The 16,965-nt window shown below is 68.7% G+C and carries 15 protein-coding genes and 1 pseudogene; 7 read left to right on the top strand and 9 right to left on the bottom strand.

Going from position 1 to position 16,965, the window contains the following annotated elements:
• Positions 1-117: 117 nt before the first annotated feature.
• Entirely contained in the window at positions 118-1,056 is a 939-nt protein-coding gene (locus BM396_RS23880) for an NAD(P)H-binding protein (protein WP_043384633.1), read from the bottom strand.
• Positions 1,057-1,147: 91 nt separating this feature from the next.
• Here BM396_RS23880 and BM396_RS23875 point away from each other — a divergent pair, with 91 nt between their 5' ends.
• A complete protein-coding gene (locus tag BM396_RS23875) occupies positions 1,148-2,038 on the top strand; it encodes a LysR family transcriptional regulator (RefSeq protein WP_043384636.1) in 891 nt (296 codons plus the stop codon).
• Positions 2,039-2,047: 9 nt separating this feature from the next.
• Here BM396_RS23875 and BM396_RS23870 read toward each other — a convergent pair whose 3' ends face one another.
• Positions 2,048-2,971, bottom strand: a complete 924-nt coding sequence (locus tag BM396_RS23870) for a LysR family transcriptional regulator (protein ID WP_244447733.1) — start codon at positions 2,969-2,971, stop codon at positions 2,048-2,050.
• A 71-nt stretch (positions 2,972-3,042) separates the two neighbouring features.
• Between BM396_RS23870 and BM396_RS23865 the strand changes: the two genes are divergently transcribed.
• From BM396_RS23865 to BM396_RS23855, 3 genes are read left to right on the top strand one after another with little or no spacing between them, the layout of a single operon-like run.
• Positions 3,043-3,510, top strand: a complete 468-nt coding sequence (locus BM396_RS23865) for an ester cyclase (protein WP_051976139.1) — start codon at positions 3,043-3,045, stop codon at positions 3,508-3,510.
• A complete protein-coding gene (locus BM396_RS23860) occupies positions 3,510-4,439 on the top strand; it encodes an NADP-dependent oxidoreductase (protein ID WP_051976140.1) in 930 nt (309 codons plus the stop codon). Before BM396_RS23865 ends, BM396_RS23860 begins: the two co-directional genes overlap by 1 nt.
• The gene (locus tag BM396_RS23855; RefSeq protein WP_043384639.1) at positions 4,436-5,179 is read left to right on the top strand and encodes an SDR family oxidoreductase; all 744 of its coding nucleotides are present in this window, start codon (positions 4,436-4,438) and stop codon (positions 5,177-5,179) included. Before BM396_RS23860 ends, BM396_RS23855 begins: the two co-directional genes overlap by 4 nt.
• 397 nt (positions 5,180-5,576) lie before the next feature.
• On the opposite strand, the pseudogene BM396_RS23845 reads toward BM396_RS23855, so the two are convergent.
• Positions 5,577-5,789: pseudogene (locus BM396_RS23845) on the bottom strand (winged helix-turn-helix domain-containing protein); the annotation flags it as partial.
• 207 nt (positions 5,790-5,996) lie between these two features.
• Between BM396_RS23845 and BM396_RS23840 the strand changes: the two are divergent.
• From BM396_RS23840 to BM396_RS23835, 3 genes are all read left to right on the top strand, one after another.
• Positions 5,997-6,653 (top strand): hypothetical protein, encoded by a 657-nt coding sequence (locus BM396_RS23840; RefSeq protein WP_051976141.1) that lies wholly within the window; start codon positions 5,997-5,999, stop codon positions 6,651-6,653.
• Between the two features lie 112 nt (positions 6,654-6,765).
• Entirely contained in the window at positions 6,766-7,083 is a 318-nt protein-coding gene (locus BM396_RS32295; RefSeq protein WP_139239535.1) for a hypothetical protein, read from the top strand.
• A 360-nt stretch (positions 7,084-7,443) separates the two neighbouring features.
• A complete protein-coding gene (locus BM396_RS23835; protein ID WP_139239534.1) occupies positions 7,444-7,671 on the top strand; it encodes a hypothetical protein in 228 nt (75 codons plus the stop codon).
• A gap of 207 nt (positions 7,672-7,878) precedes the next feature.
• Here BM396_RS23835 and BM396_RS23830 read toward each other — a convergent pair whose 3' ends face one another.
• The 6 genes from BM396_RS23830 to BM396_RS23805 form a co-directional block, all read right to left on the bottom strand.
• A complete protein-coding gene (locus BM396_RS23830) occupies positions 7,879-8,331 on the bottom strand; it encodes a BLUF domain-containing protein (RefSeq protein WP_051976142.1) in 453 nt (150 codons plus the stop codon).
• Between the two features lie 579 nt (positions 8,332-8,910).
• Positions 8,911-9,936, bottom strand: coding sequence for a TRAP transporter substrate-binding protein DctP (dctP, locus tag BM396_RS23825; protein WP_078946990.1), 1,026 nt, complete (start codon positions 9,934-9,936; stop codon positions 8,911-8,913).
• 161 nt (positions 9,937-10,097) lie between these two features.
• Positions 10,098-12,071 (bottom strand): aconitate hydratase, encoded by a 1,974-nt coding sequence (locus tag BM396_RS23820; protein ID WP_043384643.1) that lies wholly within the window; start codon positions 12,069-12,071, stop codon positions 10,098-10,100.
• Between the two features lie 132 nt (positions 12,072-12,203).
• Complete coding sequence (locus BM396_RS23815) at positions 12,204-13,667, bottom strand: aldehyde dehydrogenase (RefSeq protein ID WP_199807254.1); 1,464 nt, start codon at positions 13,665-13,667, stop codon at positions 12,204-12,206.
• 130 nt (positions 13,668-13,797) lie between these two features.
• Positions 13,798-14,991 carry an iron-containing alcohol dehydrogenase gene (locus BM396_RS23810; protein WP_043384646.1) on the bottom strand — a complete coding sequence of 398 codons (1,194 nt, stop codon included), beginning with the start codon at positions 14,989-14,991 and terminating at the stop codon, positions 13,798-13,800.
• 43 nt (positions 14,992-15,034) lie between these two features.
• Positions 15,035-16,687 (bottom strand): MFS transporter, encoded by a 1,653-nt coding sequence (locus tag BM396_RS23805; RefSeq protein ID WP_043384648.1) that lies wholly within the window; start codon positions 16,685-16,687, stop codon positions 15,035-15,037.
• Between the last annotated feature and the right edge of the window lie 278 nt (positions 16,688-16,965).

Genomic DNA, 16,965 nt, shown 5'->3' with positions numbered 1-16,965 from the left:
CGATTGCGCTCAAGCTCACCGAAAGTAAGGGGCCCCAGCGGAGATTGTTCGCCGCCAGATCGAACGACATTGAAACGAACTGACTAAGGTGAAGGTGAGGCGGTCATCCTGAAGCTCTCAAATTCTCAATGCATCGACAACCGCAGTATCCAGCGAAGTGCACGGCACGTCGCCGAGGAGTTCCATCAATCGACTTCCGTCGAGGCGCATCGCGTGCGCCCAGAACGGACGGACCTCCATGACTTCTCGGGGGAACCCACCGAACGGTGCGAGCGCGCGCATCAGCGCCCAGGGGAATCGGCGCTCGGGCAGGTCGGTGCGACCCGAAGCCCGGCGGACCGCAGCAACCATCGCGCGACCATCGGCATCGTAGTGGCCGGGAAACTGGAGCCGCTCGCATGGCAGCAGGCGATCTGCAGGCAGTTCCAGCAGGTGAATGATGGTCTCAGCGAGGTCGGGCAGGTACGCCCAGGCATGGCCAACGTCCCGCGTTGCGGGATTGACGATGCGCGTGAGCGGCGGCTTCGCCAGGGTCTGCGCGAACCAACTCTGGCCCGCCCCCGGTCCGAAGAAATCGCCCGCTCGCACGACGAGACTCCTCACCTCCGGGGCGGCCTCCGCCAAGCGCTTCTCCATCTCGACGCGGATCGCGCCCTTGCGCCCTCGCGGATGCTGCGTGGTCGTCTCGTCGATCACCGGGGCGAGGGTCGGGTCGTAGTTGTAGATCGTGCCCGGCAGGACGATCCGGGCGCCAGCCTCCTGCGCCGCCGCGAGCGTGTTGTCGAGCATCGGCAGGACTAGCCGATCCCACCCGCGATAGCCGGGCGGGTTCACCGCGTGGACGATGACGCTCGTCCTTTCCGCGGCGCGAACCACGTCCGCCCGGTTCATGGCGTCGCCAGCTTGCCAACCCGGTGCGACCGGGGCGCTCCAGGCAGCCGCCGCTCGGCTCGGATCACGTACCAAGGCAGTGACGTGCCACCCACGCGCCAGCATCGCTCGGGTCACCGCACCGCCGACGCCGCCCGTCGCCCCCAACACCAGAGCCGTTCTCATCGTCCTGTTCCTCCGTTCGTCCCCGCGTTGATGCGTCGAACGAGAGGTCCGGTAAATTGACGAGCTTCGATGGTCAGCCTATCGAATTTCGATGAGCAATGCGGATTGCGACTGGGACGATCAACGCGCCTTCCTAACGGTGCTCGACACCGGTAGCCTTTCGGCCGCGGCGCGAGCCCTCGGCCTCACCCAGCCCACTGTCCGGCACCGGATCGAGGCGCTGGAGCGGGCCGTCGGGCAACCGCTCTTCGTCCGCGGCGTGAACGGGCTGGCGCCGACGCCCGAGGCGCTCGGCTTGGTTGGGCACGTCCGGCGCATGGCTCACGCGTCCGAAGCGTTCCGGCGCGAGGCGAAGGGAGCGGCGTCCGAGGTGGCCGGCCCGGTCCGACTCAGCGTCTCGGACTTCGTCGGCATCGAGGTCGTGCCGCCGATGCTGGCGGCTTTGCGAGAGCGCCACCCGCGCCTCGCGGTCGAACTCCTCCTCACCAACACCAACACCGACCTACCCGGCCAGGAGGCGGACGTGGCGGTTCGCATGGCGCGGCCGAGCCAGAACTCGCTCGTGGCGCGCCACGTCGGCAGCATCCCGCTCGGGCTCTTCGCGTCGCCGGCCTACCTCGACCGGAACGGCATTCCCGAGACCGTCACGGACCTTACCCGGCACGCCATGGTCGGGCCCGACCGCATGCCGGCCTACCTCGCGATCCTGGACGCCCTGGGACGCGAGGCGGGCGGGCCGCTGCACGTCGCCCTGCGCAGCGACAGCCATCCCGCACAACTCGCCGCGATCCGCGCCGGCCTCGGCATCGGCGTGGTGCAGGTGCCGGTCGGCGAGCGCGATCTCGTGCGCGTCCTACCGGACCGCGTCGTGTTCGACCTCGACACCTGGATCGTGGCGCACGAGGACGTCCGGCGCAGCGCCCGCATCGACGCCCTGTTCAACCACCTCGTGGAGTCTTTTCAAGCCTACTGCTCCCGGTAGAGGCCGCCCTCAGCCGCTGGGCGCCGACGACACCAGGAGATCCCGCAGCCATGCCTGGGCCGGGTGCCGGTCCGAGCGCCTGTGCCAGAGCAGGTGGAACTCTACTGGGGCGAGTTCGACGGGGCAGGGCCTGACCGTGAGGAGAGGTGCCATGCCCGAGCCGGTCACGACGCCTTCCATCAGCGTCGCGACGAGATCCGTGCGCGCCACGAGCGCCGGTGCCGCGTACATCTGGGGGAGCACCACCCCGAGCCGCCGGCGAAGGCCGCGTTCGGAAAGGGCCTCGTCGACGGCGCCGAACCCGTCGCCCTCGGGGGAAACCAGGACATGCCGGGCGGCAGCGAAGGCCGCCGCGTCGCCGAGGCATTCGGCGGCCGGCGAGCCGGCCCTGGCGACGGACACGAATCGCTCGCGGAACAGGGGCCGCGCCAGGATACGCGCCTCGGTGCCGGGAGGTACGCCAACCGCCACATCGGCCAACCCCTCGTCCAGCAGGCGGACCGCCTCGTTCCTGTCCGTGAAGCCCCGGATGCGCAGGTCCACTCCCGGCGCCGCGGCCGCCAACGCCTCCGCGAGCGGCGGCAACAGGACGTGGGCGGGATGCTCGGAGAGCGCCAAGGTGAAGACGACGGACGCCTCGGCCGGACGGAAGTCGTCGCGCAGCGCCAGAGCCTCACCGACCGTCCGCAGCGCACCCTTCAACGGGGCGGCGAGATCCTGCGCCCGGGAGGTGGGGGCCAGGCCCTTGGGGCCGCGCACGAACAACTCGTCGCCCGTCGCCTTCCTCAGCCGGGCAAGCGCCGCGCTCATGGCGGGCTGGGTCAGACCGATGCGACGCGCCGCGCGCGTCACGTGACGCTCCTCCATCAGTGCATCGAACGCCACGATCAGGTTCAGGTCGAGCCCACGGTAATCCATGGCGTGGATGTTCACACATCAACACCATGCGTTTCAATGATGACCTACACCATCTTACGTCTCCGGGATTGGAACGGAGATCAAAGATGCCCCACCCCCGCATTCCCGATGGCGCGGCCCTCGTGCTCACCCACGGACAGCGCACGGCGCTGGAAGCCTTTTACGGCGCTCTTGGGCGCCGCGACGTCAACCTGCTTGACGGGGCCACGACGCCGGACTGGGAAGATATCCCGCTCGCACCGGGCCAAGGCCCCGGGCCGGAGGGCGCAAAGCCGGTTTTCCGGATGCTTCTCACCGCGTTTCCCGACCTCGTCGTCGAGATCGTCGACGTCCTGGCCGAGCGGGACCGGGCTGCGGTCCGCGCGCGCGTGTCCGCCACCCATGCCGGCCCCCTCTTCGGGGTTCCGGCAAGCGGCCGCCGCGTCGCGTTCGTGCTGCACGAGTTCCACGACTTCGAAGGCGACCGGCTCCGCCGCACATGGCACCTGGAGGACCTGTTCGGCCTGTTCTCGCAAGCCGGGGCCTTCCCGGCGCTTCCCGGAAGGCAAGGCTGATGCGCGCCCTTCTGATCGACGGCTACGCGCCGGTCCCGTCCGCGCACCTCGGCACCGCCGCGGATGTCCGGCCCGGGCCCGGGGAGGTCCGCATCCGGGTGGAGGCCGCGGCCCTCAACCCGCTCGACGCCAAGCTGGCGCACGGCGACATGACGGGCTGGTTCCCGCTGGCATTCCCCTACGTGCCAGGCACGGACTTCGCCGGTGTCGTGGACGCACTCGGTGAGGCGGTCACGGATCTTCGACTGGGTGATGCCGTCCTCGGACGCAGCGACCCGGTGGCGGGCGGTGCCCTGGCTGAAGCCATCATCGTCCCTGCCCGCTGCGTGACCCGCCGCCCTGAGGGACTGGACGCGAGCATCGCCGCTTGCCTTCCGACCCCGGCCGGCATCGCGTACCAAGCTCTGTTCGATCACCTCCGCGTCCCGGAAGGGGCGGTGCTGCTGATCCTCGGGGCGGGCGGCGCAGTCGGGCGCGCGGCGATCCAGCTGGCTCCCGCGGGGGTGGAGGTCGTCGCCTGCGCCGGCCAACCGCGCGGGACCGACCCGGCCTCCCCCGCACGCTGGGTCCGCCCCGACGAACCCGATTTCCTTCCTGTGGCGGCCAAGGCCGATTGCGTCCTCGATTGCGCCGGTGGGGAAATCCAGCACCGGGTTATCGCGGCGGTGCATCCGGGGGCCAAGCTCGCGGCCATCGTGGCGCCTGCGGACGAGGCGGCCGTTGTCGCTCGGGGCATCGAGGCTGCCTTCCTCGTCCTGGAGACGCGCCGGGATACGCTCGCCGCCATCGCCGATGCCGCGGCACGGGGTGTCCTGCATCCGGAGGCCCCGGCCGTCTTCGGCTTCGAGGAATCGGCGGCGACCTACCGCGACTATGTCGCCGGCCGCACGATCGGCAAGCTCGTGATGACGACCGGAGGCGGGCGATGAGCGGGTTCGGACACGGGCGCGGGGCCATCGTGACGGGCGCATCCCGCGGCATCGGCGCGGCCATCGCCCGGCGTCTCGCCGCCGAGGGCTTCGGCGTGACCGTCGGCTTCGGCTCCGATGCCGGCGCCGCCCATTCCGTCGTGGCCGAGATCCGCGGCCGCGGCGGCGATGCGGTCGCGGTGGAAGGCGACGTCACGCGTGAAGAGGACGTCGCGCGCCTCTTCGACGAGGCCGCGGCACGCTTCGGCGGCCTGGACGTACTGATCAACAACGCCGGGGTGATGTCGCCGATGCCGCTGGCTGGGCTGGATGGGGCTGCCTTCGACCGTCTCATGGCCGTCAACGTCCGTGGCGTCGTCAATGGCTGCCGGCAGGCTTGCGCGCGGCTCCGGGACGGGGGCCGGATCGTCAACCTGTCGACCAGCGTCCTGGCTATGGCCCCGGCCGGATACGGACCGTACTGCGCCAGCAAAGCGGCGGTCGAGGCCCTGACCCGTTGCCTCGCCAAGGAACTCGCGGCTCGCTCGATCACGGTCAACGCCGTCGCACCGGGACCGACCGAGACGGATTTGCTCACGGCGGCCAACGGCGCGGACCGCCTGGAAGGCTATGCCCGGATGACGCCGCTCGGGCGGCTGGGGCAGCCGGACGACATTGCGGGCGTCGCGGCTTTTCTTGCCGGGCCCGAGGCGTCCTGGGTTACGGGACAGGTGATCCGCGCGAACGGAGGCATGGCCTGACCGCGTTGCAGGACCACGGCCGTCGTTCGCGCCGGGGCGTGCCCTGAAACTTCAGAAGCGCCGGTGCCAACCGCCATGCCGGAAGCCGCCCCAACGGTGGCCGCCATGCCAGGCGAAGCCGCGGTGCCAGCTGTCTCGTCCGGCGGGGCATCCACGATGTCGGCCCGCAGCGCCTCGCCGTTGATGGCGCGCAGGATGGCGGGCCTCTGTGCCGGGTCGGCGTCCCCCAGGAGGGCCATGATGCCGCCGGCCTGGTCGAGGCGGGGGAACCGGGTGGCGTAGGGCGACCGTTCCTGGCCGCGCTGCCACTGGTCGATGCCGATGGTTGCCACGACCAGCAGCGAGAGCGCGCCCAGCAAGACCAGCATGATCCGCCCGAGCAGGCCAACGCGGGCCATCAAGGGGCGGCCCTCACGGGTGCCGCGAGGATGTAACCCGCGTTGCGCACCGTCTTGATCAGGGCCGACGCCGTGCTCCCAGCAACGTCGAGCTTGTGCCGGAGGCGGCTCACCTGCACGTCGATGGTGCGGTCGAAGTCGTCCGCCGTGCGGCCCCGTGTCCAGTCGAGGAGCTGGTCGCGAGAGAGCACCCGTTGGGGCCGCGTGACGAATCGTCCTCGAAGATGGCGATGGTGGTGCCGTCTGTCATGCCCCGAGGTTAGCTCGCCGGGGCGGGGCGGCAACGCAAAAATAGACGTCTTTACATATCGTTACACGCTTCCGGCGTCCCGTCACATCGGGGAACGGGACCGGCGCGATGGTCTTCCGCATCAAGACGGGCCCTTCGCCAGGGCGAGAGATGCGGAAGTGAGATCAGCATGGAGACATCCCCGATCTGGCACATCGTATCGGCTCTGGCCGTGGCCGGGACACTGGCGGTTCATGGCGGACCTGCGCACGCGACGCCGCGGCAGGCGCCTGCCGGCACGCTGCACTTCGATGATGGCGGCGAACGCTACCACGGCTACCGCATCGAGATGGCCCGGGACGTCCCGAACGCCGAGATCGGCCAGTTGCGTCAGGCGGCCGAGCATCAGGTCGACATCGTGGAGGCGACGAGCCTGGACGAGGGCACCAAAGCCTTCCTGCGCCGCTTCCCGGTCGTCGTCCATCCCGGGGCCGGTGAGCGCAGCCATTACAGCGGCGGCGACCACGTCGACATCGCGGTCGAGGACCCGAAGGACGATCGCCCCATCCTGCTGCACGAGTCCATGCACGTCTACCACTTCCGGAGGCTGCCGGGCGGCCGGAATAATCCGGACATCCTGACGTTCTACGGGCGAGCGAAGGACGGGGGCTTCTACCCGGCAGGCGCCTACCTCCTGACGAACCAGGGAGAGTTCTTCGCCATGACCGCCAGCGTCTACCTGCACGGCAAGCTGGCGCGCGAACCCTTCACCCGCGACGAACTCCGGCAGAAGCAACCGGTCTACTACCGCTTCCTCACCCGGCTGTTCGGCCCGGTCGGGACCTAAGCCCCTTCGCGCAACCGTAGCCAATTCCCGACACCCTGACATTCGAGGGAATGACCGATGACCACTCGATACATCGCGGCCTGCGTCCTGCTCCTGGGCATCGGGCCCGGCGTTGGCTGAAACCCTGCCCCTGCGCCACGGCGCCTATGTCGGCGTGGGCACGGATTGCACGAACCCGCGGAACGTCGAGTTGCGAACGTACGACGGAGGCGGTCTGGGGAGTTCGAAGGCGAATGATTGCCGGAGCCGGGTTCTGCACCAGCAGGGAAACGTGTTCGAAATTGAGCAGGATTGCCGCCAATTCGGCGGCCCGAAGGTCGAGGGTAGCACCGAACGCTCCACCATCCGGGTCGACGGGCCGGACCGCTACACGGACATGACGGACGGCGGCAACGAGAGCTTTCGCTTATGCCCCGGACTGAAACCGTGACGGCAGGAAACCTGGAGTCGACTGGTTCGTAGGACCAGAGATGGACCCTGATTCACGCCCACTAGAGACGATGCCGATCTTGAGGGCTGGACTGGTTCGGAAGCGTGAGGGCCGTTCAGGGTGGATTTGTGCCTTTCCGCTTCCGAGCCCAAATGGATTGAAGCGGACAATGGTTACTCCGCCCATACTGCTCGCGCAGGCTGTCTGCCCCGGCGGATTGATCCAACACAAAGTTCCCGTCGCTCGCTGGCGCAGCATTGCGCGCTGGCCCTTCGGGTGTCAGCCGCGACCGCTGGCGTCTGGGTCGGTTTTTCCTCCCCCAAGATGCTGGCGGTCGCGTCACTCGCCGAGGGCGGTGCCATGTCAGACGACGAGGATGAGGCATCCACGCCACCGCCATCGTTCGTCCGCATGCGATACACATTCGTCTTGCTCAACGAATACGCCGAGTGGTGCGATCTCTGCACGCTCTACGCCTTCGATGATGCCGAGGCTTTGGCCGTCTCGAAGACCTTGGCAAACGGCCGACCCATCAAAGTGTGGCTTGGGTTCCACTGCATCGGCGTCTTCTTAGGCACGGAGCACTGAGACCGAGCCCGGTCCGCCCGACCGTGCGCGCAGCCTCCGGAGGTGATGCGTCGAACAACTGTACAGGTCGGCGCCGTGCCGCTCTGCTTAGAGCGGCGAAGCCAGAGGACATCAGCTCTCGCCCCATCACAGGCTTTCGTGAGGCCTGCTCTACGCCCGCTCAAGAGGCATGCCGAGCCGGTTCGAGCCATTCGCCAGCGCCAGTGTTCAGTGGAGGCGGCGGGTGAACTCGGCAATGCCCTGGATCAGACGATGCAAGTGGTAGGGTACAAGCGTAGCGCCCGTCCGGACGGCCAAGACCTCAATCAATCCATCGACGAAGTGGGCTGAGCCGTTATAGGCGAGGGTCCAATCCGGGAACTGCCGCTCCTTGATGTCCTCGTAGACGAGGATCTGGACGTCCCGATGTCTCCGATCTCGGCTGATGCTCGTCATGAGCGTGTCGATTGATCCGCCAGAGCCTTCGAGGATCTGGGCGAACCAGTGTTGCAAGGCGACCAACGCGCCCGTGACGTCGAGCACGGCGTTGCGCGCGCGTGAAATCTCGACGATGTCGGTGATCTCGTCGGGCGTGGCCAGCTTCTGACTTATGTAGAGCAATGAGCAGTCCATCCTCGAAGCGATGCACTCGGCACGCTGACCGACTTTGATCCGGATCAATTTTTAGGCGGCGGGTTCCCTGCAGACAGATCGGTACGGCGCCTCGGTGAGCAGTCTTTCCTACGATAGGCGCTTGGGCGTTCATGATGCGGAATGCTCGCATTCTGGAACTGCGCGCTTCGGTCTCCAATCGCAGGCAACTCAAGCCGAACTTGCCGGATGGTCGCGAATGACCGGTTTCGAGAGGCGCCGACGATCATCGGCACGTCTCATATGAGTCGGCAGCGGGCCGTCCGCTTTTCCGGCGGACCTCCTCCGAAGCGGACTGGCGGCTTTCGGCCAGACTGCGTCACGCCGGATCGTCAGCGCACGCAGGACCAGACATTCGGCATTGCGCCCAAACCGATCTGGGTCGAAACGCGGACATCTCGAAAGCTGACCTGCGGCTTGAGCGGACATGCGGCTTGACGACCGCGCTGCAGGCCGCCGCGGAGGGCATCGGAGGCATCCCTTCGGTCTCGACGCGTGTCGGCATTCAGGGGGTCGATGCCGCGCTCGCAGATCCCGGCAGACATCTGGGCGAGCGTCGGATATCGCTTACGCGTTCCGCAGGAGGGGGGAGCCGCATCCGGGCGCACCTCACTGCACCTGCTCCGCGAGCCTGAGCAGTTCGGCGCATGAGGCGTTCTTGCCGGCGAAATCCTTCCAGGCCGTGTCGCGGGCCGCCTCACGCCATGTCTGAATGTGATCGGCCGTGAGTTCGTGGATCTTGGCACCGCGGGCGGCGTAGATCTTGGTGATCTCCTCGTCATCGGCCTTGGCGGCCGCGAAGGAGAAGGCCTCCAGCTCCTGGCCGATCTCCTGAACAGCCCTCTGCTGCTCCGGCGTCAGCGCCTCGAACGTTGCCTTGGAGATGATCAGCGGCTCCAGGATGAACCAGAAGGAGCGCCCCCGGCCGGCGGTGAGGTTCTTGGTCAGCTCGTCGAGACGGAACGAGATCAGGCTCGTGGAGGCGCTCACCGCCGCCTCCAGCGCACCGGTCTGCATGCCGATATACATCTCGCTCGACGGCATGGTGGAGACGATGGCGCCGGAGGCCTGGAACACGAGGTCCATCTCGCGGCCGCCGCCGCGGATCTTTACGCCCTTCACGTCGGAGGGCACGAGGATCGGGTGGACGCGCGAGGCGACCGCTCCCGATTGCCAGACCCAGGTCACGATCATCACGCCCTTGTCGTTGAGCGTTTTGGCGAGCCGCTCTCCGACCGGGGCGGTGCGCCACCGGGCGGCCTGATCGTAGTTCGTCACCAGGGCCGGCATCAGGGCGATGTTGGCCTCCGGCAGCTCGCCGCCCGCGTAGGAGAGCGGCACGAGGCTCAGGTCGACGGCCCCTTTGCGCACCGCGCTGAACTGCGCGAGCGTCTTCACCAGCGAGGAACCCGGATAGACCTGTACCGTCAGGCTGCCGCCGGTGCGCTTCTCGAGCTCATGGCCGAAGCGGCGGCAGATGCGGTCGCGGGCGTCACCGGACTCCAGAGTGCCGCCCGGAAACTGGTGCGAGATGCGCAGCACCTTCGGCGCCTGTGCCCGCAGCACGGCCGGGCTGGTGATCAGGCCGGCGCCGATCGCCGCCGATCCGAGCAGGTTGCGGCGTGTGACGATCATGCTGAGTCCTCCATCTTTTCCTGACGGTGAAGCCTGTCAACGATAGACGTGTTCGATCTCGGGTTCTGGGGCGACCGGCCGGCGGCACCCGACCCGGGCCGGGAGCCAACGTGTGCGGCGCGCGCCTCACAGGTGCCGCTCGCCGGCCTGGTCAACAGTTCTCAGGCGACGGTGCGGGCGGGTTCGGGCTGGATGCGCCCGCGCAGCCAGTTGATCACGCCGCCCGCGAGCAGGATCTCGATCTGGCGCGGCGACAGGTCGTGCCGCAGCCGGATCGTCGCCTTGCCGCCCCGGACGGTCGCGGTGATCTCCCGGCCCGCCGCCAGCGCGTCGGCGACGCCGGTGATCTCCACCGTGTCGCCCATCTCCAGCCGGTCGTAGTCGGCCAAGTCCTGGAAGGTCAGCGGCAGGACGCCGAAATTTACGAGGTTCTGCCAGTGGATCCGGGCGAAGCTCTTGGCCAGCACGACCTCCAGCCCGAGATAGCGCGGGGCGAGCGCGGCGTTCTCGCGGCTCGAGCCCTGGCCGTAATTCAGGCCGCCGACGATGGCGTGGCCGGCGCGCTCCTTGCCGCCTTGCTTCGCCCGCTTCGGGTAGGTGTCGTCGATCGGCTCGAAGGTGAACTCGCTCGTCTTCGGGATGTTCGACCAGTAGGGCATCACCCGGGCGCCCGCCGGCATGATGTCGTCGGTGGAGATGTCGTCGCCGGTCTTCAGCATCACCGGCACGCGGATGTCGGGCCCGAGCTTGCCGAGGTCGGGCAGCGTCGTGATGTTTTCGGATTTCTCCAGCCGCACCGCCCGGGCCTCCGCCTCAGCCAAGGGCGCCACCAGCATCGTGGTGTTGGCCGGCACCATCGCGGGCGGCACGATCCGCGGGTAGGGCATGTCGAGGGTGCGCGGATCGGTGATGATGCCGGTGAGCGCCGAGGCCGCGGCCGTCTCCGGGGAGCACAGGAACACGCTGTCCTCCCGGGTGCCGGAGCGGCCGGGAAAGTTGCGCGGCACCGTCCGCAGGGAGTTGCGGCCCGAGGCGGGGGCCTGGCCCATGCCGATGCAGCCGTTGCAGCCGGCCTGATGGACCCGAGCGCCGGCGTGGATAAGGTCGGAGAGCTGGCCGTCCCGGATCAGGGTCTCCAGCACGACCCGGGTCGAGGGGTTGATGTCGAAGGACACCCGATCGTGGGCGGTGCGGCCCTTCACGATGGCGGCCGCCACGGCGAAGTCGCGGAAGCCCGGATTGGCCGAGGAGCCGATGTAAGCCTGGTAGATCTCGGTGCCGGCGACCTCCGAGACGGGCACGACGTTGCCGGGGCTCGACGGCTTGGCGATCATCGGTACGAGGGTGGAGAGATCGATCTCCTCGTGGTCGTCGTAAGCGCAGCCCGCGTCGGCCGCGAGCGGCGTCCAGTCGCCGCCGCGCCCGACACCGTCGAGGAAGGCCTTCGTCGACGCATCGGAGGGGAACACGCTCGTGGTGGCGCCCATCTCGGCGCCAATGTTGGCGATAACGTGCCGGTCCATGGCGGTCAGGCCCTCCAGGCCCGGCCCGTAATACTCGATGATCCGGCCGAAGCCGCCCTCGACCCCGTGGCGGCCGAGCAGCGTCAGGATCACGTCCTTGGCGCTCACCCAGTCGGGCAGCGACCCGGTCAGCTTCACGCCCCAGACCCGGGGCATGCGCAGCTGCAGCGGCTCGCCCGCCATGGCGAGCGCCACCTCGACGCCGCCCGCCCCGAAAGCCAGCATGCCGAGCGAGCCGGCCGCGGGGGTGTGGCTGTCGGAGCCGACCAGCGTTTGGCCGGGCTTGCCGAAGCTCTGCATGTGGACCGGATGGCTGATGCCGTTGCCCGGCCGCGAGTACCAGACCCCGAATCGGCGGCAGGCCGAGCGCAGGAACATGTGCTCATCCGCGTTGAGCTGGTCGTTCTGGACAAGGTTGTGGTCGATGTATTGCGCCGCGAGACCGACCTTGACGCGCTCGACGCCCATCGCCTCCAGCTCAAGCATGACGAGGCCGCCGAGCACGTCCTGCAGGAGGGTTTGGTCGATCCTGAGAGCGATCTCGCCGCCCGGGGTGAGGTCGCCCTCGGCGAGGTGGGACTGGACGAGCTTCTGCGTCAGGTTCAACGCCATCGGGGGCCTCCCTGGTGATCCGTGTCGCGGGCTGCCGGGCGCTGGCCCGGGCTCCCGTCTTGTCGTCGCGTCCAGGCGCCAGGTCTTGCAGTATTGTCCAGCTTTGACCGGCGCGCCGTACCTCTAGTTACCTTATTGCAGAGTGAACGGGTTCGTGATGGACGATTTTGGATTGATAAAGACGCTCTTTGTCTCAAGGTACTCAAGGATCGCCGCGAGCCCGTTCTCCCGACCGATGCCGGAGTTCTTGAACCCGCCGAAGGGCGCGAGGTAGCTGACCACACGGTAGGCGTTCACCCAGACGGTGCCCGCACGCAGGCGCCTGGGCAGGTTCAGGGCCCGTCCGAGATCCGTCGTCCAGAACCCGGCGGCGAGGCCGTAGGGCGTGTCGTTGGCGATCGCCACGGCTTCATCGTCGGTCTCGAACGTCATGATCGATAGCAACGGGCCGAACACCTCCTCGCGGGCGATCCGCATCTGGTTGGTCACGCCCGTGAAGATCGTCGGCTCGACGAACCAGCCCTCGCCGAGCCGGGGATCGCTCGCCCGCTTGCCGCCGAGCACGCAGCGGGCGCCCTCGGCCTTGGCGATCTCGATGTAGTCCAGAACCTTCGCGAGCTGCGGCTCGGTGGCGATCGGGCCGACATCGGTATCGGCCGCGCGGGGATCGCCGAGGCGGGCCTCCCGCATGCGCGCCACGAGCTTCTCGACGAAGGCGTCGTGGATCGAGGCGTGCAGCAGCAGCCGCGAACCCGCCATGCAGGTCTGGCCGGCGGCGGCGAAGATGCCGGAGATGACGCCCTTGACCGCCGCGTCGATGTCGGCGTCCGCGAATACGATGTGCGGGGACTTGCCCCCGAGTTCCAGCGACACGCGCTTGAACTGGCGGCCCGCGGCCTCCGAGATTTTGGCACCGCCGAGGTCGGAGCCCGTGAAGGCGATGCGCTCCACGAGCGGGTGCTCGACCAGCGCGCGGCCGGCCTCGGCCCCGTAGCCGGTCACCACGTTGACGACACCCTTCGGGAAGCCCGCTTCCTCGAACAGCCGCGCCAGCCCGAGCATGGAGGCCGAGGCGAACTCGGAGGGCTTGACGACCACGGTGTTGCCCGCCGCGAGCGCCGGTGCGAGCTTCCACACCGTCAACAGGAGTGGCGAGTTCCACGGCGTGATCGCTCCGACCACGCCGATCGGCTCGTGTACGACGTAGTTGAACATGCCGACCTTGTCGGTCGGCGGCACCGAGCCCTCGATCTTGTCGGCAAGACCGCCGTAGTATTGGAACCAGCGCGGCAGGTATTTCATCTGGCCGAGCATCTCGACCATGAGCTTGCCGTTGTCGCGGACCTCCAGATCGGCCAGCTCCTGCGCGTTCGCGGCGATCACGTCGCCGAGACGGTGGAGCAGCAGCCCGCGGTCGCTGGCGGTCATGCGCGCCCACGGACCGTCGGAGAACGCGGCGTGCGCCGCGCGGACGGCCGCGTCGACATCCGCGGCGCCGGCCTCGGGGATCCGCGCCCAGACCCGGTTGGTGTAGGGATCCTTGGTCTCAATCCATCGCCCGGTGGCCGAGGCACGCCAGTCGCCGTCGATATACATGTCCAGGTCGCGCACGCCGGCCTCCGGCCCGCGCTCCGACGCGGCGCTTGAACCCGGCTGGCCGGGGGTCGAGGACTCGTCCATCCCTGATCTCCTGATCTGTGTCTGGTTCCCGCGCGTCCCCTGGGCCTCAGCGGCCGAGGCAGCGCTCGTAGATCCGAGTCGCCTGCGCGACGGTCATCGGCCGGGCCGCCGGCGCGACGATGTGGGTATCCTCGTCGATGTGCGGCGGCGTCTGCGGCGCGTAGAGGCCCGGAACCGCGAGGCGGGCCATCTCGGCGCAGCGCTCTGGCGGCAGGTGATCCGGCGTCAGATGGCGGGCGAAGCCGATGTCGTCGTAGAGGCGGAACAGGGCCGCGACGCCGGCCTCAATGGCCTGCGCGTCGGTGAGGCCGGCGACGTCGGCCCCGAGGGCCTCGGCCAGCCGTCGGCCCTTGGCGGGCACCGCCGCTGCGTTGTGGGCCATGGTCCAGGGCACGAGCGTCCCGACGCCGAGCGGGTGCGCGAGGTCGAGATGGCCTTCGAGGGGCAACGACAGGGCGTGCGCGTGGCTGAGCCGGGCGTTGCCGCAGGCGATGTTGGACATGGCCGAGGCGAGCAGGTTGTCGGCCCGCGCGGCCTCGTCGCCGTCGAGGATCGAGGCGCGCATCGAGGCGGCCTGCAAGCGGGCCGATTCCAGCGCCAGCGCGTCGGTGAGCGGCGAGGCGAGATCCGACAGGTAGGCCTCGATCGCGTGCGTCAGCGCGTCGACCGCGGGCAGGACCGCCGCGCTCCGCGGCAGCGTCGCAAGCACCGCGGGATCGAGGACGGCGACCGCCGGGAAGCTCAGCGGCCCGCCGGCGAGGAGCTTCAGGTGCCGTTCCTCGTCCTTGACGATGGTGAACTGCGAAACCTCCGACCCCGAACCCGCCGTGGTCGGCACCATGACCATCGGCAGCGCCGGCCGGTCGAAATTCCCGGCGCCCAGGTGATCGCGCAGGGTGGTGCCGTTGGCCGCGACGATCGCCACGCCCTTGCCGGTGCACATCACCGAGCCGCCGCCGACGCAGACGATGCCGTCGATCCGCTCCGCGCGGCAGCGGGCCGCCTGTTCGTCGATATGCGCGAGCCGCGCGTCGATCCCGCAGGCGTCGAACAGCGCGGTCTCGAGCCCCGCCGCTCTCAGGCTGTCTAGGACGCGGGCGAAGAAGGCTTGCTTGCCGATCACCGGATCGGTGACGACCAGAACGTTGCGACATCCCAGGCCGTGGGTCGCCGGCCCGACGCCGTCGAGGGAACCGGGACCCCAGACGACCCGGGTCGGCATGAAGTAGGTCAGGCTCATGGCACGCTCCGCTATGGCATCCGGCGTCAGGGCGCGGACTGGGTCAGGCCCGGGAGATGTCCGTCCCGCGCGTCTCGCGCGCGAACAGGAGGCTGAGGATTGCCGCGGCGACGGCGACGCCGATCGGGTAGTAGAGGCCGGAATAGACGTTGCCGGTGGCCGCCACGATCGAGAAGGCGGTGGCCGGCAGGAACCCCCCGAACCACGCCGAGCTGAGATTGTAGGGGAACGACATCGCCGTGTAGCGGATGCGCGAGGGGAACATCTCCAGCAACGCGGTGGTGGAGGCCGAGAAGGTCATGGTGCCGAAGCTCAGGAGGACGAACAGCAGCAGCACGATCATCGGCTTGTTGATGGCGTTCGGGTCCGCGTCGCCGAGCGGGTAGCTGGCGGCGGCCAGCGCGGCCTTCAGCTCGCGCTCGAACCGCGCCTTCTGGGTAGCCGCATCGGGCGTGTCGCCCGCGTAGCCGGCCACGCGCGCGGAGCCGACCTGCACCGTCGCCGGACCCGTGCCGCTGCGCCGGTCGTAGCTGAGGCCGAGCTTGGCGACCGCGTCCGTCACCACGTCGCAGGACGACGTGAACGTGGCGGTCCCGACCGGGTTGAACTGCACCGCGCACTCGGCGGGATCGGCCACCACGGTGATCGGCGCATTCTCCTGCGCCCGCGCCAGCGCCGGGTTCGCGTAGGTGGTCAGGGCGTGGAAGATCGGCAGGGTCAGCACCGCCGCCAGGACGAAACCCATCAGGAACACCGGCTTGCGGCCGATGCGGTCGGCCAGGGCGCCGAACACCACGTAGAGCGGCGCCGAGAGCGCGGTGGCGATGATCAGGAGCAGGTTGGCGGTCAGCCCCTCGACCTTGAGGACCTTGGTCAGGAAGAAGAACGAGTAGAACTGGCCCGTGTACCAGACCACCGCCTGGCCGGGGACGATGCACAGGGCCGCGATGAGGATCAGGCGCAGGTTGCGCCACTGGCCGAAGGCCTCGGCCACGGGGGCCTTCGAGCCCTTGCCCTCCGCCTTCATGCGCCGGAACTCCGGGCTCTCGTCGAGCATCAGCCGAATCCAGACCGAGATGGCCAGCAGGATCACCGAGACCAGGAATGGGATGCGCCAGCCCCAATCCGTGAACGGACCTGCCCCGAGGCTGAGGCGGAGCGGGATGATCACCCCGACGGCCAGCAGGAAGCCGAGCGCCGCGGTCAGGACCACGTAGCCGTTCCAGGCCGCACGACGGTCGGCCGGAGCGTGCTCGGCCACGTAGATGATGGCGCCGCCGAACTCGCCGCCGAGGGCCAGCCCCTGGATCATGCGCAGGGTGATGAAGGCGATCGGCGCCGTGATGCCGATGGTCGCGTAGGTCGGCACGAGGCCGACCACGAAGGTCGAGAGGCCCATCAGCAGGATGGTGACGAGGAAGGTGTATTTCCGGCCGACGAGGTCGCCGAGGCGGCCGAACACGACGGCGCCGAACGGGCGCAGCAGGAAGCCCGCGGCGAATCCCAGAAGTGTGAAGATGAAGCCCGCCGTCGGGTTCACCCCGGAGAAGAAGGCTTTGGCGATCTCAGAGGCCAGCAACCCGATCAGGAAGAAATCGTAGAACTCGAACACCGTGCCGAGTGATGCGGCCACGATGACGCGCTTCTCCTTGGCCGTCATGCTCGCGGCACGACCCAACACAGCGGCTGTCGCCATCTCACATCCCCCCGGACGCTGAGGACAGCACTGTGAGGCCGCCCGTCCTGTTCTGAAGTTCGACATCCGAACAAGGAGGTTCGGTGGTCGAGTGCTCAAACTCCGGGGCGGAGTCGGTCTGGGTGAGGCCAGGCTTCGGACGACGTTCGGGCGAAGAGTCTCGCGCCAGCACCGCACGGCCCCGGATCTACGGATCCAGGGGGCATTCTAGGCGCTTCCTCCCCGATCGGCCGTCTCGGCCTTGTTCACCCCGCCCGCGCATTCACGGCCGGAATTGG

It is taken from the genome of Methylobacterium sp. UNCCL125 (assembly GCF_900116795.1).
Taxonomy (GTDB): domain Bacteria; phylum Pseudomonadota; class Alphaproteobacteria; order Rhizobiales; family Beijerinckiaceae; genus Methylobacterium; species Methylobacterium fujisawaense.
Note: the sequence above shows the minus strand (reverse complement) of the source record. Positions and strands in the feature narration are given on the sequence as shown.

Excerpts from the sequence above, each read along its gene's own strand:
- BM396_RS23805 (WP_043384648.1), bottom strand. The coding sequence starts at position 16,687 with ATGGCGACAGCCGCTGTGTTGGGTCGTGCCGCGAGCATGACGGCCAAG.
- BM396_RS23840 (WP_051976141.1), top strand. The coding sequence starts at position 5,997 with ATGGAGACATCCCCGATCTGGCACATCGTATCGGCTCTGGCCGTGGCC.
- BM396_RS23875 (WP_043384636.1), top strand. The coding sequence starts at position 1,148 with ATGAGCAATGCGGATTGCGACTGGGACGATCAACGCGCCTTCCTAACG.
- BM396_RS23880 (WP_043384633.1), bottom strand. The coding sequence starts at position 1,056 with ATGAGAACGGCTCTGGTGTTGGGGGCGACGGGCGGCGTCGGCGGTGCG.
- BM396_RS23820 (WP_043384643.1), bottom strand. The coding sequence starts at position 12,071 with ATGGCGTTGAACCTGACGCAGAAGCTCGTCCAGTCCCACCTCGCCGAG.
- BM396_RS23810 (WP_043384646.1), bottom strand. The coding sequence starts at position 14,991 with ATGAGCCTGACCTACTTCATGCCGACCCGGGTCGTCTGGGGTCCCGGT.
- dctP (WP_078946990.1), bottom strand. The coding sequence starts at position 9,936 with ATGATCGTCACACGCCGCAACCTGCTCGGATCGGCGGCGATCGGCGCC.
- BM396_RS23815 (WP_199807254.1), bottom strand. The coding sequence starts at position 13,667 with ATGTATATCGACGGCGACTGGCGTGCCTCGGCCACCGGGCGATGGATT.
- BM396_RS23855 (WP_043384639.1), top strand. The coding sequence starts at position 4,436 with ATGAGCGGGTTCGGACACGGGCGCGGGGCCATCGTGACGGGCGCATCC.
- BM396_RS23860 (WP_051976140.1), top strand. The coding sequence starts at position 3,510 with ATGCGCGCCCTTCTGATCGACGGCTACGCGCCGGTCCCGTCCGCGCAC.
- BM396_RS23865 (WP_051976139.1), top strand. The coding sequence starts at position 3,043 with ATGCCCCACCCCCGCATTCCCGATGGCGCGGCCCTCGTGCTCACCCAC.
- BM396_RS23835 (WP_139239534.1), top strand. The coding sequence starts at position 7,444 with ATGTCAGACGACGAGGATGAGGCATCCACGCCACCGCCATCGTTCGTC.